Annotated in this window: 23 protein-coding genes; 14 read left to right on the forward strand and 9 right to left on the reverse strand. The window is 71.1% G+C overall.

Annotated features, from left to right (window positions below; all coding sequences use genetic code 11):
* The first annotated feature begins 201 nt into the window (after positions 1–201).
* The 7 genes from M4D82_RS20775 (at position 202) to M4D82_RS20805 (ending at position 7,889) form a co-directional block, all read left to right on the forward strand.
* Complete coding sequence (locus M4D82_RS20775) at positions 202–1,263, forward strand: BMP family lipoprotein (RefSeq protein ID WP_249767469.1); 1,062 nt, start codon at positions 202–204, stop codon at positions 1,261–1,263.
* A gap of 156 nt (positions 1,264–1,419) precedes the next feature.
* Positions 1,420–3,165 (forward strand): ABC transporter ATP-binding protein, encoded by a 1,746-nt coding sequence (locus M4D82_RS20780; RefSeq protein ID WP_502988966.1) that lies wholly within the window; start codon positions 1,420–1,422, stop codon positions 3,163–3,165.
* Positions 3,162–4,277, forward strand: coding sequence for an ABC transporter permease (locus M4D82_RS20785; RefSeq protein WP_249767470.1), 1,116 nt, complete (start codon positions 3,162–3,164; stop codon positions 4,275–4,277). The genes M4D82_RS20780 and M4D82_RS20785 overlap by 4 nt, the downstream gene beginning before the upstream one ends.
* Positions 4,274–5,536, forward strand: coding sequence for an ABC transporter permease (locus M4D82_RS20790; protein WP_249767471.1), 1,263 nt, complete (start codon positions 4,274–4,276; stop codon positions 5,534–5,536). The genes M4D82_RS20785 and M4D82_RS20790 overlap by 4 nt, the downstream gene beginning before the upstream one ends.
* The gene (locus M4D82_RS20795) at positions 5,533–5,949 is read left to right on the forward strand and encodes a cytidine deaminase (protein ID WP_283844495.1); all 417 of its coding nucleotides are present in this window, start codon (positions 5,533–5,535) and stop codon (positions 5,947–5,949) included. The genes M4D82_RS20790 and M4D82_RS20795 overlap by 4 nt, the downstream gene beginning before the upstream one ends.
* A gap of 100 nt (positions 5,950–6,049) precedes the next feature.
* Positions 6,050–7,327 (forward strand): thymidine phosphorylase, encoded by a 1,278-nt coding sequence (locus M4D82_RS20800; RefSeq protein WP_249767472.1) that lies wholly within the window; start codon positions 6,050–6,052, stop codon positions 7,325–7,327.
* Positions 7,328–7,550: 223 nt separating this feature from the next.
* A complete protein-coding gene (locus M4D82_RS20805; RefSeq protein ID WP_249767473.1) occupies positions 7,551–7,889 on the forward strand; it encodes an STAS domain-containing protein in 339 nt (112 codons plus the stop codon).
* Here M4D82_RS20805 and M4D82_RS20810 read toward each other — a convergent pair.
* The 3 genes from M4D82_RS20810 to M4D82_RS20820 form a co-directional block, all read right to left on the reverse strand.
* Positions 7,776–8,810 (reverse strand): sigma-70 family RNA polymerase sigma factor, encoded by a 1,035-nt coding sequence (locus M4D82_RS20810; protein WP_249767474.1) that lies wholly within the window; start codon positions 8,808–8,810, stop codon positions 7,776–7,778. The two genes, M4D82_RS20805 and M4D82_RS20810, sit on opposite strands and share 114 nt — an antisense overlap.
* Positions 8,811–8,897: 87 nt before the next feature.
* Positions 8,898–9,605, reverse strand: coding sequence for a L,D-transpeptidase family protein (locus M4D82_RS20815; RefSeq protein ID WP_502988967.1), 708 nt, complete (start codon positions 9,603–9,605; stop codon positions 8,898–8,900).
* A 128-nt stretch (positions 9,606–9,733) separates the two neighbouring features.
* The gene (locus M4D82_RS20820; protein ID WP_249767475.1) at positions 9,734–11,050 is read right to left on the reverse strand and encodes an MFS transporter; all 1,317 of its coding nucleotides are present in this window, start codon (positions 11,048–11,050) and stop codon (positions 9,734–9,736) included.
* Between the two features lie 119 nt (positions 11,051–11,169).
* On the opposite strand from M4D82_RS20820, the gene M4D82_RS20825 reads away from it, so the two are divergent.
* Positions 11,170–12,087, forward strand: a complete 918-nt coding sequence (locus M4D82_RS20825; RefSeq protein WP_249767476.1) for a LysR family transcriptional regulator — start codon at positions 11,170–11,172, stop codon at positions 12,085–12,087.
* Here M4D82_RS20825 and M4D82_RS20830 read toward each other — a convergent pair.
* The 3 genes from M4D82_RS20830 to M4D82_RS20840 all read right to left on the reverse strand — a co-directional run bounded on the left by M4D82_RS20830 (position 12,084) and on the right by M4D82_RS20840 (position 14,602).
* On the reverse strand, positions 12,084–13,178 hold the full coding sequence (locus M4D82_RS20830) for a helix-turn-helix domain-containing protein (RefSeq protein ID WP_249767477.1): 1,095 nt from the start codon (positions 13,176–13,178) through the stop codon (positions 12,084–12,086). The genes M4D82_RS20825 and M4D82_RS20830 overlap by 4 nt on opposite strands.
* 229 nt (positions 13,179–13,407) lie before the next feature.
* Positions 13,408–13,773: a cupin domain-containing protein gene (locus M4D82_RS20835; protein ID WP_249767478.1), complete on the reverse strand. Its 366-nt coding sequence runs from the start codon at positions 13,771–13,773 to the stop codon at positions 13,408–13,410.
* A 109-nt stretch (positions 13,774–13,882) separates the two neighbouring features.
* Positions 13,883–14,602: an alpha/beta hydrolase gene (locus tag M4D82_RS20840; RefSeq protein ID WP_249767479.1), complete on the reverse strand. Its 720-nt coding sequence runs from the start codon at positions 14,600–14,602 to the stop codon at positions 13,883–13,885.
* 113 nt (positions 14,603–14,715) lie between these two features.
* Here M4D82_RS20840 and M4D82_RS20845 point away from each other — a divergent pair, with 113 nt between their 5' ends.
* The 3 genes from M4D82_RS20845 to M4D82_RS20855 all read left to right on the forward strand — a co-directional run bounded on the left by M4D82_RS20845 (position 14,716) and on the right by M4D82_RS20855 (position 17,154).
* Entirely contained in the window at positions 14,716–15,864 is a 1,149-nt protein-coding gene (locus tag M4D82_RS20845) for an adenosine deaminase (RefSeq protein ID WP_249767480.1), read from the forward strand.
* 141 nt (positions 15,865–16,005) lie between these two features.
* Positions 16,006–16,266, forward strand: coding sequence for a hypothetical protein (locus M4D82_RS20850; RefSeq protein WP_249767481.1), 261 nt, complete (start codon positions 16,006–16,008; stop codon positions 16,264–16,266).
* A 132-nt stretch (positions 16,267–16,398) separates the two neighbouring features.
* A complete protein-coding gene (locus tag M4D82_RS20855; RefSeq protein ID WP_249767482.1) occupies positions 16,399–17,154 on the forward strand; it encodes a hypothetical protein in 756 nt (251 codons plus the stop codon).
* Positions 17,155–17,193: 39 nt separating this feature from the next.
* On the opposite strand, the gene M4D82_RS20860 is transcribed toward M4D82_RS20855, so the two are convergent.
* From M4D82_RS20860 to M4D82_RS20870, 3 genes are all read right to left on the reverse strand, one after another.
* Positions 17,194–17,406, reverse strand: a complete 213-nt coding sequence (locus M4D82_RS20860; RefSeq protein ID WP_249767483.1) for a PspC domain-containing protein — start codon at positions 17,404–17,406, stop codon at positions 17,194–17,196.
* A gap of 53 nt (positions 17,407–17,459) precedes the next feature.
* Positions 17,460–18,026 carry a VanZ family protein gene (locus tag M4D82_RS20865; protein ID WP_502988968.1) on the reverse strand — a complete coding sequence of 189 codons (567 nt, stop codon included), beginning with the start codon at positions 18,024–18,026 and terminating at the stop codon, positions 17,460–17,462.
* Positions 18,027–18,099: 73 nt separating this feature from the next.
* Positions 18,100–18,732, reverse strand: a complete 633-nt coding sequence (locus M4D82_RS20870; protein ID WP_249767484.1) for a PH domain-containing protein — start codon at positions 18,730–18,732, stop codon at positions 18,100–18,102.
* A 125-nt stretch (positions 18,733–18,857) separates the two neighbouring features.
* On the opposite strand from M4D82_RS20870, the gene deoC reads away from it, so the two are divergent.
* From deoC to M4D82_RS20885, 3 genes are read left to right on the forward strand one after another with little or no spacing between them, the layout of a single operon-like run.
* Positions 18,858–19,820, forward strand: coding sequence for a deoxyribose-phosphate aldolase (gene deoC / locus M4D82_RS20875; protein WP_249772001.1), 963 nt, complete (start codon positions 18,858–18,860; stop codon positions 19,818–19,820).
* Positions 19,821–19,838: 18 nt separating this feature from the next.
* Complete coding sequence (locus M4D82_RS20880; RefSeq protein WP_502988969.1) at positions 19,839–21,278, forward strand: aldehyde dehydrogenase family protein; 1,440 nt, start codon at positions 19,839–19,841, stop codon at positions 21,276–21,278.
* Positions 21,271–22,167 carry an aldehyde dehydrogenase family protein gene (locus M4D82_RS20885; RefSeq protein WP_249767486.1) on the forward strand — a complete coding sequence of 299 codons (897 nt, stop codon included), beginning with the start codon at positions 21,271–21,273 and terminating at the stop codon, positions 22,165–22,167. Before M4D82_RS20880 ends, M4D82_RS20885 begins: the two co-directional genes overlap by 8 nt.
* Positions 22,168–22,319 lie beyond the last annotated feature (152 nt).

Below are 22,319 nucleotides of genomic sequence, written 5' to 3' on the forward strand. Positions count from 1 at the left end.
GCGGGTCGACCGGCGGAGGTGTCCAGCCCTTGGTACACAAGGGCTGGAGACCCACGCGGTTACCGATCGGTCACTGTCCGGTTCGCGACGATCCGATAACGACTCATGAACGGGCCTTTAACTGACATCTACGCGCGTTACGATCGCCGCGAAACCAGCGCCGGTCGTGGCGCTTCGGTCAGGTTTTGAAGGAGCCTCCCCTTGCGCCGGATCACCAGGATCGCCACCGTGGGCATCGCGTCCGCGGCGCTGGCCCTCTCGGCCACCGCCTGTGGCGGTAAGAAGTCCACGGACACCCCGTCCGCCGACGGCACCGCGAAGGCCGCCGCCAGCGCCGCCATCGCGTACGACATCGGTGGCCGTGGCGACCAGTCGTTCAACGACGCCGCCTACGCGGGCCTTGAGCAGGCGAAGAACGAGCTCAAGATGGGCGGCACCGAAGCCGAGCCCACCGACGGCGAGGGCGAGGCCGACAAGGTCCAGCGCCTCACCGAGCTGGCGCGCAAGGGCAACAACCCGGTCATCGGCGTCGGCTTCGCCTACGCCCCGGCCATCAAGAAGGTCGCGCCGAAGTTCCCGAACACCACGTTCGGCATCATCGACGACACCTCGGTGACCGGCCCGAACATCGCCAACCTCGTCTTCAACGAGGAGCAGGGCTCCTACCTGGCCGGCGTCGCCGCCGCCAAGGCGTCCAAGTCCGGCACGGTCGGCTTCATCGGCGGTGTCGAGGTTCCGCTGATCAAGAAGTTCGAGGCGGGCTTCGTCCAGGGCGTCAAGGACACCAACCCGAACGCCAAGGTCCTCAGCCACTACCTGAGCCAGCCGCCGAACTTCGAGGGCTTCGCCAAGCCCGACCTCGGCAAGGCCACCGCCAACGGCCAGATCGACGCCGGCGCCGACGTGGTCTACGCCGCCGCCGGTCTCGCGGGCTCCGGTGCCATCGAGGCCGCCGCCGCCAAGGGCAAGTGGGCCATCGGTGTCGACTCCGACCAGTACAACCAGGCCGGCCTGGCGAAGTACAAGGAGCACATCCTGACCTCGGTCACCAAGGACGTCTCCGACTCCGTCTTCAACCTGATCAAGTCGGTCAAGGACGGCAAGCCCACCGTCGGCGAGATCCGCTACGGCCTCGACAAGGACGGCGTCGGCCTGGCCGACTCCAACCCCGAGTACAAGAAGATGACCGACCTCATCGCCGCGGTGGAGAAGGCCAAGGCCGACATCATCGCGAAGAAGATCACCGTCAAGACCGCGCCGTAAGGTTCCGTCTGACAGGTAGTCGTGGTCTCCGGGGTCCGGAAGCGGTCTCGACCGCTTTCGGACCCCGCACCACGTCTCCCCATCGAGTCCGTGACCGCTTGTGGCCACCTGGCCGCAAGTTTTCACTTTCGACAGTGCTACGCGCGTAGAGGCATCGTGGACGCGATACCTTCTCTCCCCGCCCTGTCCCTCCCCTGCCTTCAGCTCCTTCCGCGCCAAGGAGAGTGCGTCATCAACGCGTCCAGCCCGCCCCCCGCCGTAGAACTGCACGGCATCACCAAGCGCTTCCCCGGCGTCGTCGCCAACAAGGACATCGCGATCACCGTCCGCAAGGGCACGGTCCATGCCTTGATCGGCGAGAACGGCGCCGGCAAGTCGACCCTGATGAAGATCCTCTACGGCATGCAGAAGCCGGACGAGGGCACCATCGCCATCGACGGGGAGCAGGTCTCCTTCGCCAGCCCCGGCGACGCCATCGCCCGCGGAATCGGCATGGTGCACCAGCACTTCATGCTCGCCGACAACCTCACCGTCCTGGAGAACGTGGTTCTCGGCGGCGAGAAGCTCTACGGCATCGGCGCCAAGGCCCGCAAGAAGATCAAGGAGATCTCGGACGCGTACGGCCTCGGCGTGCGCCCCGACGCCCTGGTCGAGGACCTCGGTGTCGCCGACCGTCAGCGCGTGGAGATCCTCAAGGTCCTCTACCGCGGTGCCCGCACCCTCATCCTCGACGAGCCGACCGCCGTGCTCGTACCGCAGGAAGTGGACGCGCTCTTCGACAACCTGCGCGAGCTCAAGGCCGAGGGCCTGACCGTCATCTTCATCTCGCACAAGCTGGGCGAGGTCCTGAAGGTCGCCGACGACATCACCGTCATCCGGCGCGGCACCACGGTCGGCACCGCCGACCCGAAGACCGCCACCACCAAGCAGCTCGCCGAGCTGATGGTCGGCACGGAGCTGCCCTCGCCGGAGACCCGCGAGTCCACGGTCACCGACGTCCCGATGCTGGAGGTCAAGGGCCTGACCCTCGCCGACAGCGGGGCCGTCGTCGCCCCCGAGACCTCGCGTGCCGACAGCATGCCGGCGACCGACATCGGGCTGCACGAGCCCGTCGTGGCCGGCCGCCTGCTGCTCGACGACGTCACCTTCACGATCCACAAGGGCGAGGTCCTCGGGATCGCCGGCGTCGAGGGCAACGGCCAGACCGAGCTGATCGAGGCCCTGATGGGCATGACCTCCGTCGACTCGGGCGTCATCACCCTGGACGGCGCCGACATCACCAAGGCCGCCGTCCGCGCCCGCCGCGAGGGCGGCATCGGCTACATCCCCGAGGACCGCCACCGCCACGGCCTGCTGCTGGAATCCCCCCTGTGGGAGAACCGCATCCTCGGCCACGTCACCGAGACGCCCAACTCCAAGCGCGGCATCCTCGACCCGAAGGCCGCCCGCAAGGACACCGAGCGGATCGTGCGCGAGTACGACGTCCGCACCCCGGGCATCGACGTCACCGCGGCCTCGCTCTCCGGCGGCAACCAGCAGAAGCTGATCGTCGGCCGCGAGATGAGCCACAACCCGAAGTTCCTCATCGCCGCCCACCCCACCCGCGGTGTGGACGTCGGCGCTCAGGCGCAGATCTGGGACGCCATCCGCGAGGCCCGCCGCGAAGGCCTGGCCGTCCTGCTGATCTCCGCGGACCTGGACGAGCTGATCGGCCTGTCCGACACCCTGCGCGTGATCTACCGCGGCCGCCTCGTGGCGGACGCCGACCCCGCGACCGTGACCCCCGAGGAGCTCGGCACCGCCATGACGGGCGCCGCCTCCGGTCACCTGGAAGCCACCGACAACCACTCCGCCGCCGGTACCGACGCTGGTACCGACTCCCCGGAGGACGAGGCCCGATGAAGAAATTCGACAAGGACCGGCTGCTCCTCGGCTTCGCCGGGCCCGCGCTCGCGCTGGTCACCGCCTTCCTGCTGACCATGGTCGTGCTGGCCGCGACGGGCATCGACCCGATCGAGCCGCTGCGCCTGATGGTCGAGAACGCCGCCTACGAGGACGTCCAGGTCCTCATCCTGAACCAGGCCGGTACGTACTACCTGGCGGCCCTGGCCGTGGCCATCGGCTTCCGGATGAACCTCTTCAACATCGGCGTCGACGGCCAGTACCGTCTCGCGGCGATGGTCTCGGCCGTGGTCGGCACCGCCATCACCCTGCCCGGCCCGCTGCACATCCTGCTGATCGTGCTCGTCGCCATGCTGACCGGTGCCTTCTGGTCCGGTATCGCGGGTGTCCTCAAGGCCCGGCGCGGCGTCAGCGAGGTCGTCTCGACGATCATGCTGAACGCCATCGCGACCAGCCTGATCGCCTGGCTGATCCTGCCGAAGAACCTCGGTGTGCAGCCCGAGGGCTCCAACGACCTGACGACCGGCGACATCGCCGAGTCCGGTTGGTTCCCGGCCCTGACGATCGGTGACGGCCTGGAGATCTACGGCTTCACCTTCGTGGCCTTCGCCCTGGGCGTCGTCTACTGGTTCGTCCTCAACCGCACCCGCTTCGGCTTCGACCTGCGCGCCACCGGCGCCAGCGAGTCCGCCGCCCAGGCCTCCGGCGTGGACGCCAAGAAGATGATCATCACCTCGATGCTGATCTCGGGCGCCGTCGCCGGTCTGTCCGGCATGCCGCAGCTCCTCGGCGAGACGCACACGTACAACCTCTCCTTCCCGGTCGGCGTCGGCTTCACCGGCATCACCATCGCGCTGCTCGGCCGCAACAGCCCCGTCGGCATCTTCTTCGCCGCCATGCTGATGGCCTTCATCGACAAGGCCTCGGCCTCGCTCGACTCCGCCGGCTACGCCAAGGAGATCGGCACGATCATGAAGGGTCTGATCGTGATCGCGGTGGTCGTCTCCTACGAGCTCGTCCGTCGCTACGGCATCCGCCGACAGCAGCAGAAGGTCGGCGAGGAACTGGCCGCGGGCCACGCCATCAAGACGGATAAGGAGGTCGCGGCGTGAGCACCAGCACCGTTTCCGCGCCCGGCGCCGCCCCGAAGACCGGCGGTCGCAAGAAGCTCACCCTGCCCGTGATCATGCTGATCATCGCCGGCGGGCTCGCGCTCGTCTCGTTGGTCCGCATCATCAGCGGCGCCAACGACCTGACCTCCGTCGGCCAGGTCTCCGGCGCCCTCTCCCTCGCGGTCCCGATCGGCCTCGCCGGCCTCGGCGGCCTGTGGGCCGAGCGCGCGGGCGTCGTCAACATCGGCCTCGAAGGCATGATGATCCTCGGCACCTGGTTCGGTGCCTGGGCCGGCTACCAATGGGGTCCCTGGACCGGTGTCCTCGTCGGCATCGCCGGCGGTGCCATCGGCGGCCTGCTGCACGCGATCATCACCGTCACGTTCAACGTCAACCACATCGTCTCCGGTGTGGCCGTGAACATCCTGGCCCTGGGCTTCACCCAGTACCTGTCGAACTTCACCTTCGCCGACGCCCCCGGCGGCTCCTCCAAGCAGTCGCCGCGCGTCGAGGAGATCTACAAGATCACCGTGCCGGGGCTGTCCGACTGGATGACCTCCCTCCAGGGCAAGCACTGGTTCTTCGTCTCCGACCTCGCCGGCGTCATCGGCGGCCTGGTCACCGGACTGTCCCTGCTGACCGTCGTCGCGCTGCTGCTCATCCCCGGCACCTGGTGGGTGCTGTGGCGCACCACCTTCGGTCTGCGCCTGCGCTCCTGCGGTGAGAACCCGATCGCCGCCGAGTCCCTCGGCGTCAACGTGTACAAGTACAAGTACATCGCGGTCGTCGTCTCCGGCGCCCTCGCGGGCCTCGGCGGCGTGTTCCTCTCCGAGGTCGCCAGCCCGATCTACCAGGAGGGCCAGACCGGCGGCCGCGGTTACATCGGTCTCGCCGCGATGATCTTCGGTAACTGGATGCCCGGCGGCATGGCCCTGGGCGCGGGCCTCTTCGGCTTCACCGACAGCCTCAAGCTGCGCGGCGGCGCGGAGAACGTCCACGCGATGCTGCTGCTCGTCGCGATCCTCCTGGTGATCGGCGTCGCCTGGCAGGTGTACAAGAAGAAGTACGTCCAGGCCGGCGTCTCGGCGGTCTTCGCCGTGCTGCTGTTCGTCTGGTACGCGATGACGGACGCGGTCCCGAGCCAGTTCGTGGACGCCGCCCCGTACCTGACGACGCTGCTCGTGCTCGCCCTGTCGGCGCAGCGCCTGCGGATGCCGAAGGCGGACGGCATGCCGTACCGCAAGGGCCAGGGCAAGTGACCCCGGACCCCGCGGCGCATGCGGACGCCGCCGTGGACTGGGAAGCGCTGCGGGTGGCGGCGCGGGAGGCGATGACCCACGCCTACGCGCCCTACTCCGGCTTCCCGGTCGGGGTCGCGGCGCTCGTGGACGACGGCCGGGTCGTCACCGGCTGCAACGTGGAGAACGCCAGCTACGGACTCGGCCTGTGCGCCGAGTGCGGCCTGGTCTCCTCGCTCCAGGCCACCGGCGGCGGCCGGCTGACCCACTTCACGTGCGTGGACGGCAAGGGCCAGAGCCTCGTCCCGTGCGGACGCTGCCGCCAGCTGCTCTACGAGTTCGGCGGAGAGGACCTGCTGGTGGACACACCGGACGGGATCCTGCCGCTGAGCGCGATGCTGCCGCAGGCCTTCGGGCCCGACCACCTGAGATAGCCGTACCGACGGCCCTTCGCCCCTGCCGGGCGGAGGGCCGTCGCCCTTCCCCTCACCTCTCCTCAACTCCTCTCTCTATGCGCGTAGAAGGAAGCACCACATGGACGTCATCTCCGTCATCCGCACCAAGCGCGACCGCGGCGAGCTCAGCCCCGAGCAGATCGACTGGGTCATCGACGCGTACACCCGCGGGGTCGTCGCCGACGAGCAGATGTCGGCGCTCGCCATGGCCATCCTCCTCAACGGCATGAACCGCGCGGAGATCGCCCGCTGGACCGCCGCGATGATCGCCTCCGGCGAGCGGATGAACTTCGACTCCCTCTCCCGCCCCACCGCCGACAAGCACTCCACCGGCGGCGTCGGCGACAAGATCACCCTCCCGCTGGCCCCGCTCGTCGCCGCCTGCGGCGCGGCCGTGCCGCAGCTCTCCGGCCGGGGCCTCGGCCACACCGGAGGCACCCTCGACAAGCTGGAGTCCATCCCCGGCTGGCGCGCCCTGCTCTCCAACGAGGAGATGCTGAACGTCCTCGACACCACCGGCGCGGTCATCTGCGCCGCCGGCGACGGCCTGGCCCCCGCCGACAAGAAGCTCTACGCGCTGCGCGACGTCACCGGCACCGTCGAGGCCATCCCGCTGATCGCCTCCTCGATCATGTCCAAGAAGATCGCCGAGGGGACGGGCTCGCTCGTCCTGGACGTCAAGGTCGGCAGCGGCGCCTTCATGAAGAACATCGAGGACGCGCGTGAGCTGGCGCGGACCATGGTGGGCCTGGGCACCGACTCGGGCGTCAAGACCGTCGCGCTCCTGACGGACATGTCCACGCCGCTGGGCCTGACCGCGGGCAACGCCCTGGAGGTCCGCGAGTCGGTCGAGGTCCTGGCCGGCGGCGGCCCCGCCGACGTGGTCGAGCTGACCATCGCCCTCGCCAAGGAGATGCTGGAGGCCGCGGGCATCAAGGACGCCGACCCGGCGAAGGCCCTGGCCGACGGCTCCGCGATGGACCACTGGCGCCGGATGATCGCGGCCCAGGGCGGCGACCCGGACGCGGCCCTCCCCGTCGCCCGCGAGCAGCACGTCGTCACCGCCTCCGCCTCGGGCGTCCTGACCCGCCTCGACGCGTACGCGGTCGGCGTCGGCGCCTGGCGCCTGGGCGCGGGCCGCGCCCGCAAGGAGGACCCGGTGCAGGCCGGCGCGGGCATCGAACTGCACGCCAAGCCGGGCGACACGGTCACCGCGGGCCAGCCCCTGATGACCCTGCACACCGACACCCCGGAGAAGTTCGACTACGCCCTGGCCGCCCTGGAGGGCTCCCACGACATCGCCCCGGCGGGCACCCCCTTCACCGCCACGCCGATCGTCCTGGACCGCATCGCCTGACCTGCGACTTCCCCTTCGGGTGAACGGGACCGGTGGCCCCCCACCGGTCCCGTTCGGCATGCCGGGACCGGTGACGACGGGCCCGGCTGCCGGTACGGCGTGTTCGGGGAGACCTTCCACCTGCCCGCGCCCTTCGACCTCAAGCTCGACACGTCCGCCTTCCCCACTGCGTGAGGTGTCCCCCGCACCGATGAGTTCCGGGGGCGTCGGCAGTCAGTGACTCGTGACGATCACACGTATCGAACTGCCCGGACCCGGTCCCGCCGTGGGGGACGTGTCGCTGCTCTGCGCGCGGTTGGCGCGGCTCTACGAGGACGGGGCCGGGGCGGTCGTGTGCGACGCCTCGGCCGTCACCGCGCCGGGGCTCCGCACCGTCGAGGCGCTGGCCCGGCTGCGGCTGACCTCGCTCGGGCGGGGCGCCTTCACCGTCGTCGGCGTGGCGCCGCCCTTACGCGCCCTGCTGCACCTCGTAGGACTCGTCGAGCTGCTCGGGGAGGTCGAAGAGCGGGAACCAGCGGTCGGTGTCGAGGAAGGCGTTCAGCCCGACGATCTTCCCCTCTGAGATCTCCAGCACCTGGAGCGCCCACGGCACGTGCCCCGGCTTCCCGTCCTCGCGCGGCCGGTACTGGCCGAAGGCCGGCAGCCCGTTCGCCGTGGTCGCCACCAGGCGCGAGCCCTTGCAGCCGATGCCCTGGTTCAGGTGCCAGGCGGCGATGTCCTCGTGCCCGCGCAGCCACAGGTCGAACGGCGGCATCGACAGCACCGCGTCCTCGTGCAGGAGCGTCGTCAGGCGGGAGATGTCGTACGCCTCGAAGGCGGACAGGTACCGCTCCAGCAGCTTCGCCTGCTCCCCGTCCAGCGGGTCCGCCGGTTCGCTCGCGCGCACCTCCCGGCCGGCGAGCGTGGCACGGGCCCGCTGCAGGGCGCTGTTCACGGACGCCACGGTGGTGTCCAGCAGCCGCGCCACCTCCTCGGCCTTCCAGGCCAGCACCTCCCGCAGGATCAGCACCGCCCGCTGCTTCGCCGGCAGGTGCTGGAGCGCCGCGACGAAGGCCAGCCGGACGGACTCCTTGGCCAGGGCCAGCTCCGCCGGGTCGGCGGTCTGCGGCAGCACCCGCCCGTCCGGCACCGGCTCCAGCCAGGTCACCTCGGAGCGCTCGTTCAGCACGGCGGACGCCTGGTGCTGCGGGGCGGTGAGGTCCATCGGGCGGGCCCGCTTCTTCCCCGCGCTCAGCAAGTCCAGGCAGACGTTGGTGGCGATCCGGTACAGCCACGAGCGCAGCGACGAGCGGCCCTCGAACTTCTCGAACGCCCGCCAGGCGCGGACGTACGTCTCCTGCACCGCGTCCTCGGCGTCGAAGGCGGAGCCGAGCATCCGGTAGCAGTAGCCGGTCAGCTCGACGCGGTGGCGCCGCATCGCGGCATCCAGGCCCGCTTCCGTCTCCGCCGCCGTGTCCGCTTCCGGTGTGGTGAGGTCGTTCATGGCTGCCGTCCCCCAGGTGGTTTCCGTCACGTCGGAAACTACCCGAGGGCACTGACAACGGCACCCGGACAACGGCACCCCGGCAGATCAGGTGCCGGGCTTGCGCCCGTACACGTAGACGTCCTCGCCGTTGCCCAGCATGCTCCAGTACGCCTTGGCGTCGGTCGTGGTCATGTTCACGCAGCCACCCGAACCCGGCGGGTTCCACATGCTCTTGGTGACCGAGTGGAAGGCGATGCCCCCGTCGAAGAACTGCGAGTACGGCATCGAGACGTTGTAGATCGTCGACCAGTGGTTGATGCTGCGGTAGTAGATCTTCTTCAGACCGGTCCGCGTCGGCGTCCCCGCCTTGCCCGTACGCACCGGAACCGGCCCGTACTTCAGCGTGTTGCCGTCCTGGATCCAGCTGAGCTGCCGCGTCAGGTCGACGCAGGCGATCCGTCCCCGGTTGGTGGGGCACTGCCCGGCCGCGTTCGGGTTCTTGCCCGCCGCCCGCTGCGCGAGCATCGTGTTCATCGTCTGCCAGGTCAACGGGCCCGCGTACCCCATCGTCGGGGTGATGCCGTGCGTCGCCTGGAAGGCCTTGATGGCATTGCAGTCGGCCGCCGACTGCACGCCGTCCACGGGCCGCCCCAGGAACTGTTCCACCTGCCGCTGGTACGGCCCCGTCGTCACGTTGCAGGAAGCGGCCGCGGCCGACCCGCCCCCTACGACCACCATCGGCGCGGCCAGCGCCAGCGCCCCGCCGAACACCACCGCCGCCCGCCGCCGCGCGCGCGTGCGTATACCCGCCATGCGGTCCCTCCCCTGTCGACTCGCACCTTGACGGATCGATGCCCGCCCGACAAGGGGGAGGAGCGCGCGGGGCGGACGTATTTTTCCTCAGCCCGGTCCGCAGACCGGCCTCGACCGCAGAATCGGCCTCAGCGCGCCGTCGCGGTCCCCGCCAGGAGACGACGCCGCTCCACGCGCGCCGCGTGCGAACCCCACAGGGTGATCGAGGCGACGCCCACCACCGCCAGCAGCGCGATCCCGACCGTGGCCGCCCACCCCGAGGCGTGGTAGGCCAGCGCGCCCAGGGTGCCGCCGACGCTGGAGCCGAGGTAGTACGCGGACTGGTAGAGCGCGGACGCCTGCGCCCGGCCCGTCGTCGCGGTCCGGCTGACCGCCGACGAGGCCACCGCGTGCCCGGCGAAGAAGCCCGCCGTGATCAGCACCAGCCCCGCCAGGATCGCCGGCAGCGAATCCGCGAGGGACAGCAACAGGCCCAGCGCGGTCGTCGTCACGGCCAGGTACAGCGCCCCGCGCCGCCCGGCCCGCGCCACCAGCTTGCCCGCGGCGGCCGAGGAGACCGTCCCCACCAGGTACACCAGGAAGATCGACCCGACGACGCCCTGCCCGAGCGAGAACGGCTCGTCCACCAGCCGGTAGCCGATGACCGTGTACACGGCCCCGAAGACGGTCATGAACAGCGCGCCGATCCCGTACAGCCGCAGCAGCAGCGGATCCCGCAGGTGTCCGACGACGGTACGCCCCACCGCGCGCGGCCTCAGCGACGCCGGCCGGAAGAACCGCGCCCGGGGCAGCAGCACCAGGAAGGCCACCGCGCACGCCAGCGCCATCACGCCGGCGGCCAGCAGCCCGGCCCGCCAGCCCCACGCCTGCGCGGCCCAGCCGGTGACGACGCGGCCGCTCATGCCGCCGATGGAGTTGCCCGCCACGAACAGGCCGATCGCCCCGACCAGCGCCTTCGGCCGGACCTCCTCCGCCAGGTACGCCATCGCGGAGGCGGGGACGCCGGCGATCGCCGCGCCCTGCACCGCGCGCAGCGCCACCAGCCACTCCAGGCTCGGCGCGAACGGCACCAACAGGCCGACGCCGACGGCCACGACCAGCGACCAGGTCATCATCCGGGTCCGACCGAACCGCTCCGAGAGCGCGCTCAGCGGCAGGACGAACAGGGCGAGCGCGCCGGTGGCCGCGGACACCGACCAGCTGGCCTGACCCGCCGTCACGCCGAACCCGGCGGAGACCGCGGGCAGCAGGGCCTGGGTGGAGTAGAGGAGGGCGAAGGTCGCGAGGCCGGCGGCGAAGAGCGCGAGGCTCATCCGGCGGTAGCCGGGGCGGCCGGGGGCGTGCGGCTCGGGCCGCGGGCCCGGGGAGGAGTCCCGGTGGGGGTGAGGGGACGACGGGGTGGAGGCGCCCGGGATGACGGGCGCCCCGGTATGAGCGGGAGGCATACGTCGACGGTAGGCCCGCCTTTTTCATGCGTCCAATGCACGAATTCGTAATAATCGATCCACTCACGCATCAGCACAGCTCAGAGGGGCGCATGTCAACGAACCGTTACGAAGAAGACATGGCCGTGACAACTTTGCTGGCCCCCCGGCTGGCCTGGTTCGCCGCCGTCGCCCGCCACGAGCACGTCACTCGCGCCGCGCAGGAGCTGGGCGTGCCGCAGTCCACCCTGTCGCGGGCCGTCGTCCGCCTCGAACAGGACCTGGGCGTCACGCTGTTCGCCCGCAAGGGCCGCACCGTGGCCCTGACCACCGCCGGTCGCGCGTTCCTCGCCTCCACCGAGCAGGCCCTCGACAAGATCGCCCGCGCCGCCGGCTCCGTCCAGCAGGACGCCGACCCCGCCTTCGGGAAGGTCGCGTTCGGCTTCCTGCACACCCTGGGACCCGAGACCGTACCCGGCCTGATCCGGGCCTTCCGCGCCGACCATCCGGGGGTGCGCTTCGCCCTCGTCCAGAACTACGGCGAGGCCATGTTGGAGAAGCTGCGCGCCGGCGAACTCGACCTGTGCCTCACCTCCCCGCTGCCGGACGCGCCCGACCTCGTCGCCCGCCGCCTCGACGAACAGCGGCTGCGCCTGGTCGTCCCCGACGACCACCGCCTCGCCGTGCGCAAGCGGATCCGCCTCGCGGAGGCCGCCGAGGAAACCTTCGTCACCCTGGAGGCCGGCTACGGCCTGCGCCGCATCACCGACGACCTGTGCGCGGAAGCCGGGTTCACCCCGAGGGTGGCCTTCGAGGGGGAGGAGGCCGAGACCCTGCGGGGCCTCGTCGCGGCCGGTCTCGGCGTGGCCCTGCTGCCCCCGCCCGCCGTACCCCGACCGGGGGTGGTCGAACTGACGGTGACCGCGCCGCGCGCCGTGCGCGAGATCGGCGTCGCCTGGCTGGACGGCCACCCGGACACCCCGCCGGTCGCGGAGTTCAAACGCTTCCTCCTCTCGCGGCGCGGCCGCCTGATCCCGGAACTGGAGCCGCCGGCCTAGGCCGTGTCCGCCCGGCCCGGCGCGGAGTCCTCGGGCTCCGGCGCCGCCGGCGCGGCGGCGGACAGCAAGTACCCCGCCTGGAAGCGGGACTTGGCGCCGACGGCGCGCATGATCTCCGCGATGTGCCGCTGGCAGGTCCGCTCCGACATCCCGAGTCGGCGCGCGATCACCTTGTCCTCCAGCCCCTCCGACAGCAGTCGCACGATCGTCTTGCGCAGCTCGTCCGACAGCGAGCGGGCCGCCTCCGGGCTCACCGTCGTCGGGAAGGGCCGCGCGGCCGGCCAGGACCGTTCGAACGCCGCCGTCATGAAGTGCACGACGCTCGGCTCGCGCACCACCAGCGCCGCCCCCGTCCGGTCCGGGACCGCCATCAGCCCCGTGTGCCCGTCGAAGATCAGCATCCGCATCAGCCCGTCGCCCAGGGTGCGGACCTGCGCGCCGAGCGCCGTCACGCGTTCGACGTACGCCGCCGTGGGCCGCGAGTAGCGCGCCGTGTGCTGGTAGATCGTCCGCATCCGGACCCCGCGCGCGAGCAGCGACTCGTCCCGTCCGACCGCCTCCTCCAGGGTCTCCAGCGGCCGTCCGCCGCCCGGCTGCGAGGTCAGCAGCTCCCGCTCGCAGCCCGCCACCAGCTCGGAGATCAGCCCGCGCACCGCGCCCAGGTCCGTCACCAGCTCCAGCCGCTCGCCGCCGCCCGGCTCCCGGCGGGCGGAGCCCGCCTCGTACGCCGGCACCAGCTCCTCCAGCCGCCCGCGCAGCCGGTCCATCTCGTCGTGGGTCTCCCGCACCTTCAGCGCCAGCGGCGCCAGCGCGCGGGCGGCCGCCGCCCGGGGCGCCACCGCGCTCCACCGCTCGGGACCGCCGCCCGGGGCCCGCTGCAACAGGTGTGCCGCGGCCAGCTCCGTCACCGCCGCGCCGGCGCGCACGCCGAGGGCGGTGGCCGCCTCCGCCGGGGTGAAGGCGTGCCGTTCGACGGCGTACGCGTACAGGCGCAGGGCGGTGGGACTCAGCTCGCCCGCGAGCGGGACCCGGGAGCCGTCGGCCTCCGCGGCCCCCTCGGCCCCGCCGGCTCCCTCGGCATCGGTTGGCATATGCGTATTCGTCCCTGCCTGTGTCCGTTTGTAAACCCCTCGTGTTCCCGCAAGGCGACAAGTCGACGCCTGAACGACCGCTTCCGGGATATGCCGAACCGGCACAGTGGAGGCACGGCGTGACGGGTGGTCGGGCCGGGTCCATCGGTGCCATCCGACCGTGAGGGGGCGGAGCGGCGGGTACGGACGGACCGGCCGACCACCCCCGCCTCCTCGCGGGCTGCGCGGGTTACGCGGGCTTCGCGTAGTTCCCGAACCCCGTCCAGTCCACCGCCACGCACGGCTCGTCGCCGATCACCCAGGCGTCGTGGCCCGGCGCCACCTGCATGAGGTCCCCGGGGCCGTACTCGTCGCTCTCGCCGTCGTCCATCACGACCTTCATCCGACCGCTCACGATGTACCCCGTGTGCGCGGCCTGGCAGCTGTCCGTGCCGGCCAGCGGCTTGATGTGCGACGACCAGCGCCAGCCCGGTTCGAACACCGCACGGCCGATCTCCCCGCCGTCCGTCCGGATCAGGTCCAGCCTGCCCATGCCGGCCTCGAAGGGCCGCGTCTCGTCGGCGCTGTCGAAATTCTTGCGCACCAGTCCGGCCATGCCTCATCGCCTCCGGGAACGAAGTAACCCCGAGTCCACTTTTCACTGTACGCCGGAGCGCTCGGCGGGCCCGTCGAGCGCTCCCTCAGCCCCTCAGCCCCTCAGCCCCTCAGCCCCGCAGTGAACGCCCGAACCCAGAGGCCAACGGCATCCGCAGCCCCAGCGGCGGGGGCGCGGCGAGCGCGTCCGTCACCGGCCGCGAGTACCGGCCCGAGAACATCGCCCCGAGGACGAAGTCCACGCCCAGCGCCACCACTTCCGCCTGGTGCTCCCGTAGCCCGTGGCCGTCCGAATGCACCTCGAAACGGCACGTGGAACGATTCGCCTTCTTCGCCCGCTCCGCCAACCGGAAGGAGCATTCCGGGTCGCTGCGTGCGTCGTTGGTGCCGTGGACGATCAACACCTGCCGACCGGCGAGCTGTTTCACCGGTTCAGGGGAGCCGTCCTGCGCCTCCTCCACCAGGCAAGGAGCCATCGCCAGCACGGAGTTGACCGCCGAGTGGCCCGCCGCCAGCAGCGCCGCCCGGCCGCCGGCCCCGTAGCCGGCCAGGCACACCGGCACGTCCCCGTACCGGCGCACCACCTCCTGCGCGCCCCAGTGCGCCGCCTCCTCCCGGGGGCCGGGGCCGTGCAGGACGCTGTGCGCGACCAGCCCCTGAGCCCCGCCCGCCCGCACCAGTGCCCGCGCGAGCGGACGCACCGGACCGGGGGAGAACCGGGACGCTCCGGGGAGCAGGAGCACCACACCACTGACCGTCGAGACCGAGCCGTTCGCGCCGGCCGCCCGCCCCAGGCGGGCCCCGCGCGCCGGCGGCGCATGCTGTGCCATGGCCGAACAGTCTCAGACGCGGAGGTGTACACCACCCGTCCTTACGGTCTCTGTTACATATCGACCGCCGCCGGCGGCGCGTGCTCTACGCGCGTAGGAGCTAGAGTGCGCAGATGACGAGCGAGACCCCCAACCTGCCCAGCCCGGATCAGATCCGCCGCTCCCCGAAGGTGCTGCTGCACGATCACCTCGACGGTGGACTGCGCCCCGGGACCATCATCGAGCTGGCCCGCGAGGTCGGCTACGACAAGCTGCCCGAGACCGACGCCGACAAGCTGGGCGTCTGGTTCCGCGACGCCGCCGACTCCGGCTCCCTCCCGCGCTACCTGGAGACGTTCGCGCACACCTGCGCCGTCATGCAGACCAAGGAGGCGCTCTTCCGGGTCGCCGCCGAGTGCGCCGAGGACCTCGCCGAGGACGGCGTCGTCTACGCCGAGATCCGCTACGCCCCCGAGCAGCACCTCGAAGCCGGCCTGACCCTCGAAGAGGTCGTCGAGGCCGTCAACGACGGCTTCCGCGAGGGCGAGCGCCGCGCGCGGGCCAACGGTCACCGCATCCGCATCGGCGCCCTGCTGACCGCGATGCGCCACGCCGCCCGCGCGCTGGAGATCGCCGAGCTGGCCAACCGGTACCGCGACAACGGCGTGGTCGGCTTCGACATCGCCGGCGCCGAGGCCGGGTTCCCTCCCACCCGCCACCTCGACGCGTTCGAGTACCTCAAGCGCGAGAACAACCACTTCACGATCCACGCGGGCGAGGCCTTCGGCCTGCCGTCGATCTGGCAGGCCCTGCAGTGGTGCGGCGCCGACCGGCTCGGCCACGGCGTGAAGATCATCGACGACATCGAGGTCGCCGCCGACGGTTCGGTGAAGCTGGGCCGCCTGGCCTCCTACGTCCGGGACAAGCGCATCCCCCTGGAGATGTGCCCCACCTCGAACCTCCAGACCGCCGCCGCCGCCTCGTACGCCGAGCACCCGATCGGCCTGCTGCGCAAGCTGCACTTCCGGCTGACGGTCAACACCGACAACCGTCTGATGAGCGGCACCAGCATGAGCCGCGAGTTCGAGCACCTGGTGGAGACCTTCGGCTACACGCTCGACGACATGCAGTGGTTCACCGTCAATGCGATGAAGTCCGCGTTCATTCCTTTCGATGAACGACTGGCCATGATCAACGACGTGATCAAGCCCGGCTACGCGGAGCTGAAGTCCGAGTGGCTGTTCCGTCAGACCGCTTCGACCAGCGGTTCCGTCTCGGCCTAGGCCACGACATGACGAACGGAAAGCGCCCGGGAGGAGCAATGCCCCGGGTGCTTTCTCGTATTTGATGATGTTTGCGGGCGAGGGTTTGAAGTGACTAGTTTGCGGAGCCGCTCAATTCCCCGTCGCAAGGACGAAACCTTCATGAAGAAGACAGCTGCCAAGATCGTCGGCGCCGCCGCCCTCGGTGCCGCCTTTGCCGCGGTCGCCGCCGGCACCGCCTCCGCCGCAGTCCCGGCCGTCGGTCTCACCGACACGCTCGGCACCGCCACGGGCGCGCTCCAGGGCATCACCAGCGAACAGCAGGTGGGCGAAGACGGTGCCCAGCAGTCGAGCGACCCCACCTCCCAGGTCACCGGTGTGCTGACCCCGCTCACCAACGGCCTGAACGGCCTCGGCGGCTGATCCTGCCGCGATCCGCACGCGCGTACGGCGAGCGCGCGCACCTTCGACGGGGTGTGTGCGCCGCCGTGCGGTGTGTCACGATCACCCCCAACCGGCCGCCGACACACGGGGTATGAGGTTTCGGTCATGCGCATGAAGGCACGAGCGGCGAGGGTCGCGTTGGTCCCCGTCCTGCTGTTCGCGGCCGTGGGTTGCGGCGGTACGGACGACCCCGCCGCCGACAAGGCGCCCGCCTCCCCGACGCCCGCCCGCACCGGCGCGCCCGGCGCCCAGGCAGGATCCCCCACCCCCCGCCCCGCGCCCACCGGCCTGGAGCGCGCCGCGCTGGAACAGGGCGACCTCGCCGGCTACCAGATCTCCGCGCAGGGCAAGAACCCGAACGCCCCCGACGGCCAGCCGCAGGCCGACAAGAAGAGCTGCCAGCCGCTCGCCGACATCATGGGCGACAAGCCCGACCCGGCCGCGCACAAGACCGTCAACCGGGGCATCGGCTCCCAGAAGCAGGTCGGGCTCGCCGTCTCCGCCTCCGTCAGCTCCTACGACGAGAGCGACGCCAAGCGGGTCCTGTCCCGGCTGCGCGAAGCCGTCTCGGCCTGCGCCTCGGGCTTCTCCGCCACCGTCGAGAAGCAGAGCGGCAGCTACAAGGACGTGAAGGCGGCCCCGTACAAGACCGCCGGTGACGAGAGCGTCAGCTGGACCACGACCGTGGCCGCGCAGGGCGTCTCCGCGCACGTGCACCTCGTCGTCGTGCGCGAGGGCGACACCGTCGTGCGGCTGATGGCCCTCAACGTGGCCGCCGCCGACCAGCAGGCGCACGTCCCGCAGGAAGTGGCCGACAAGCAGCTGGAGAAGGTCCAAAAGGTCGAGAAGGCCGAGAAGACCGACTGAGGTCCGCTCGATCCTCCGGTGGTTCCTACCGGGCGCTCGTCACCAGGCGGTCCGCGCCGAGCCGGCGGAACCCTTCTCGTTGGGCAGCAGCAGCCACAGCGCCAGGTAGATCAGGAACTGCGGACCGGGCAGCAGGCACGAGGCCACGAAGATGATCCGCATCGTCCGCGTCTTGATGCCGAAACGACGCGCGAGACCGGCGCATACGCCACCGATCATCCGTCCGTCACGGGGGCGGGTGATCGCGCTCATGAGGCCCTCCTTCACAGGGGATCCGCGCCGGGCGACATGCCCCGCGCGATGCCTCAATACTCGCGCGGTACCGCCGACAGGACCTCGGTCCAGGGGCCGAGGCCGACCCTGGAAATTCTCGGGGTGGGCCCCTGAGAGCGCCGCAGCCTGGCCCTGAGGGCCGGTACGACGGCCAGGTGCGCGAGCAGCGCCCCGGCGGTGTTCAGCAGCAGCGAGTCGACGTCGACCACCCGCCCCGGGACCGCCGTCTGGAGCATCTCGATGCCCAGCGAGATCAGGACGGTCGCGGAGAGGGTCCGGGCCAGCGAGGCCCACGTGCCGGTCGGCGTCGAGGCGAGCCGCCCGCCCGCCAGCGGCAGCAGCACCCCCAGCGGGGCCAGCAACGCCACCCCCTCGCCGATCCGCCGGGCCGCCTCCAGCGGCCCGTAGGCCAGGTCGGCGCGGATCCCCTCCAGGAACGTCAGGTTCGAGGCCGCCGCCCAGGGGACGTCCAGCGGTCTCAGGGTGAGCCATGCGACGAGGACCAGATGCGCGGCCAGCAGAGCCCCGCCCAGGATCCGCAGGCGGAGGGGGAGCTGTGTGGCGGTGGCGGCGCTGCCGCTGCCCTCATGACGGTGCACACCAGGCAGGACGCACCCCCCGGTGGCGGCGGTTCCGCTCGACCCGACCTCAGGGGTGTCCGTCCGAAGCCACTTAGACCGTGGCCCACAACACGATGAGGGCCACCGCGCCGATGACGGCCGGCGCGATGATCTCGTAGGCCCACCGCACCGTGACGGAGCCCTGCGCGCCCGGTCGCCCGGCCCCGCGCTCGGCGAGTTCGCGCAGCTCGTCGACGACCTTGTCGGCCCCCGCCCGCAGCGGTTCGTCGGGTACCTGAGCGGGGTTGGGGGCGGCGCCCCCCTGCCCGCCGGGCCGCGCGTCGCGCCGGCCGGCGGCGCGCGTCGCCTTCTTGCGCTCGCGCAGCGACACCGGAACCGACCACAGCTGGTACTTCGACCCCTCCGCCAGCACCTCCGCCGAGTACCCGGCGCGCACCACGTCCACGGCCGCCCACGGCAGTTCGATCACCCGGAAGGGATTGCGCACCCGCATCCGGTCGTCGTTGGCGAAGACGGCCGGTCGCAGGGTGAACGCCACCGTCAGGGGCACGGCGCAGAAGGCGATGGCCAGTGCGGTCCACCGCGTGGTCCCCTCGCCGCGCACGACGGCGTCCCCGCACAGCCAGGCGATGAGCGCGAGCAGCAGCACCCCGGTGACGACGGCCATGGGGGAGCGGTAGACGCGGTCGTCGTAGACCGGCTCGTCGGAGGAGGGCGTAGTCATGGCGCCGATTCTGCCGTACGCCCCCGCGGCCGGCCCCGGCCGCACCGATGATGGATGTCACGCCCATATGTGCGCCGAGGGGGGTGACAGGTCGCTACGCGCGTAGATATGCTCATGTGGTGACCATGCCCACCACCCTCACCGCATTCGCTGACGTGACGACGTCCGACAGTGCGCTGCGCCGCTTCCTGCACGGGCTGCCCGGCGTCGACGCAGTCGGACTGGAGGCCCGCGCGGCCTCCCTCGGCACCCGTTCGATCAAGACGACGGCCAAGGCGTACGCCATCGACCTGGCCATCTCGATGATCGACCTGACGACGCTGGAAGGCGCGGACACCCCGGGCAAGGTCCGGGCACTCGCCGCCAAGGCCGTCCACCCCGACCCCATCGACCGTACGACGCCCATGACCGCCGCGGTCTGCGTCTACCCCGACATGGTGGCCACCGCCAAGGCCGCGCTGAACGGCGCCGACGTCAAGGTCGCCTCCGTCGCCACCGCCTTCCCGGCCGGCCGCGCGGCCCTGCCCGTCAAGCTCGCCGACACCCGTGACGCCGTCGCCGCCGGCGCCGACGAGATCGACATGGTCATCGACCGTGGCGCCTTCCTCGCGGGCCGCTACCTGGAGACGTACGAGCTGATCAAGGCCGTCAAGGAAGCCTGCGTCCGCCCCGACGGCAGCGCTGCCCGCCTCAAGGTCATCTTCGAGACCGGCGAGCTGTCGACCTACGACAACATCCGCCGCGCCTCCTGGATCGGCATGCTCGCGGGCGCCGACTTCATCAAGACCTCCACCGGCAAGGTCGGCGTCAACGCCACCCCCGCCAACACGCTGCTGATGCTCGAAGCCGTCCGCGACTTCAAGGCGCAGACTGGAATCCAGATCGGCGTGAAGCCGGCCGGCGGGATCCGCACCACCAAGGACGCCATCAAGTTCCTGGTCCTGGTCAACGAGACCGCGGGCGAGGACTGGCTGACCAACGAGTGGTTCCGCTTCGGCGCCTCCAGCCTGCTGAACGACCTGCTCATGCAGCGCCAGAAGCTGAGCACCGGCCGGTACTCCGGTCCCGACTACGTGACGGTGGACTGAGACCCCATGAACATGGACATGCAGACATCTGTATTCGAGTACGCACCGGCCCCCGAGTCGCGGTCCGTCGTCGACATCGCCCCCTCCTACGGGCTGTTCATCGACGGCGAGTTCGTCGACGCCGCCGACGGCAAGGTCTTCAAGACCGTCTCCCCGTCGTCCGAGGAGGTCCTCTCCGAGGTCGCCCAGGCCGGCGCCGCCGACGTCGACCGCGCCGTCAAGGCCGCCCGCAAGGCCTTCGAGAAGTGGTCCGCGCTGCCCGGCTCCGAGCGCGCCAAGTACCTCTTCCGCATCGCCCGGATCATCCAGGAGCGCAGCCGCGAGCTGGCCGTCCTGGAGACCCTGGACAACGGCAAGCCGATCAAGGAGACGCGCGACGCGGACCTCCCGCTGGTCGCCGCGCACTTCTTCTACTACGCGGGCTGGGCCGACAAGCTCGACCACGCCGGCTACGGGCCGAACCCGCGCCCCCTCGGCGTGGCCGGCCAGGTCATCCCGTGGAACTTCCCGCTGCTGATGCTGGCGTGGAAGATCGCCCCGGCGCTCGCCGCCGGCAACACCGTCGTCCTCAAGCCCGCCGAGACCACGCCGCTGTCCGCGCTGTTCTTCGCGGACATCTGCCGCCAGGCCGGCCTGCCCCGGGGCGTCGTCAACATCCTCACCGGCTACGGCGACGCGGGCGCGGCCCTCGTCGAGCACCCGGACGTCAACAAGGTCGCCTTCACCGGCTCCACCGCGGTCGGCAAGGCCATCGCCCGCCAGATCGCCGGCACCGACAAGAAGGTCACCCTGGAGCTGGGCGGCAAGGGCGCCAACATCGTCTTCGACGACGCCCCCATCGACCAGGCCGTCGAGGGCATCGTCACCGGCATCTTCTTCAACCAGGGCCAGGTCTGCTGCGCGGGCTCGCGCCTGCTGGTCCAGGAGTCGATCCACGACGAGCTGCTCGACTCCCTCAAGCGCCGCCTGTCCACGCTGCGCCTGGGCGACCCGCTCGACAAGAACACCGACATCGGCGCGATCAACTCCGCCGAGCAGCTCGCCCGGATCACGGCGCTCGCCGAGACGGGCGAGGCCGAGGGCGCCGAGCGCTGGTCCCCGGCGTGCGAGCTGCCGTCCTCCGGCTACTGGTTCGCCCCGACGCTCTTCACGAACGTCACCCAGGCGCACACCGTCGCCCGCGACGAGATCTTCGGCCCGGTCCTGTCCGTGCTGACGTTCCGCACCCCGGACGAGGCCGTCGCCAAGGCCAACAACAGCCAGTACGGCCTGTCCGCCGGCATCTGGACGGAGAAGGGCTCGCGCATCCTCGCGGTCGCGGGCAAGCTCCGCGCGGGTGTGGTGTGGGCCAACACGTTCAACAAGTTCGACCCGACCTCGCCCTTCGGCGGCTACAAGGAGTCGGGCTTCGGCCGCGAGGGCGGCCGTCACGGTCTGGAGGCCTACCTCGATGTCTGAGCGCACTGATCGTCTGGGCGTCTTCAAGACCTACAAGCTGTACGTGGGCGGGAAGTTCCCGCGATCCGAGAGCGGCCGGGTGTACGAGGTGACGGACTCCAAGGGCAACTGGCTGGCCAACGCCCCGCTGTCCTCCCGCAAGGACGCGCGTGACGCGGTCGTCGCGGCCCGCAAGGCCTTCGGCGGCTGGTCGGGCGCGACGGCGTACAACCGCGGCCAGATCCTCTACCGCATCGCCGAGATGCTGGAGGGCCGCCGCGAGCAGTTCGTCCGCGAGGTCGGCGAGGCCGAGGGGCTGTCCAAGGCCAAGGCCGCGGCGGTCGTGGACGCGGCGATCGACCGCTGGGTCTGGTACGCGGGCTGGACCGACAAGATCGCCCAGATCGTCGGCGGCGCCAACCCGGTCGCCGGCCCGTTCTTCAACCTCTCCACCCCGGAGCCGACCGGTGTGGTCACGGTGGTGGCCCCGCAGGACTCGTCGTTCCTGGGCCTGATCTCGGTGATCGCCCCGGTGATCGCCACGGGCAACACGGTCGTGGTCATCGCCTCGGAGAAGTCCCCGCTGCCCGCCCTGTCCCTGGGTGAGGTGCTGGCCACCTCCGACCTGCCCGGCGGCGTGGTCAACATCCTCTCCGGCAAGGCCTCGGAGATGGGCCCGCACCTGGCGTCCCACCAGGACGTCAACGCGATCGACCTGGCGGGCGCGGATGTGGCTCTCGCCAAGGAACTGGAGATCGCGGCGGCGGACAACCTGAAGCGCGTCCTGCGTCCACAGCCTGTGGACGACTGGAGCGCCGACCCGGGCACGTCCCGCATGACCGCCTTCCTGGAGACGAAGACGGTCTGGCACCCGACGGGCTCCATCGGCGCGGGCGGCTCGTCCTACTAAAGGGCTCGGTTCGCCTCCGGGGCGCCCATGTCGGCTCCAGGAGGGCGTACGTCCTCGAAATCCGCTCGTTCCTCGCGGATTCCTCCGGGCGCTCGCCCTCCTTCGCCGACGCGCCCCTTCGGCTCACTCGCCCGCCGGCCCCGGCAGCGACC

Source organism: Streptomyces sp. RerS4 (genome assembly GCF_023515955.1).
Lineage (GTDB): Bacteria > Actinomycetota > Actinomycetes > Streptomycetales > Streptomycetaceae > Streptomyces.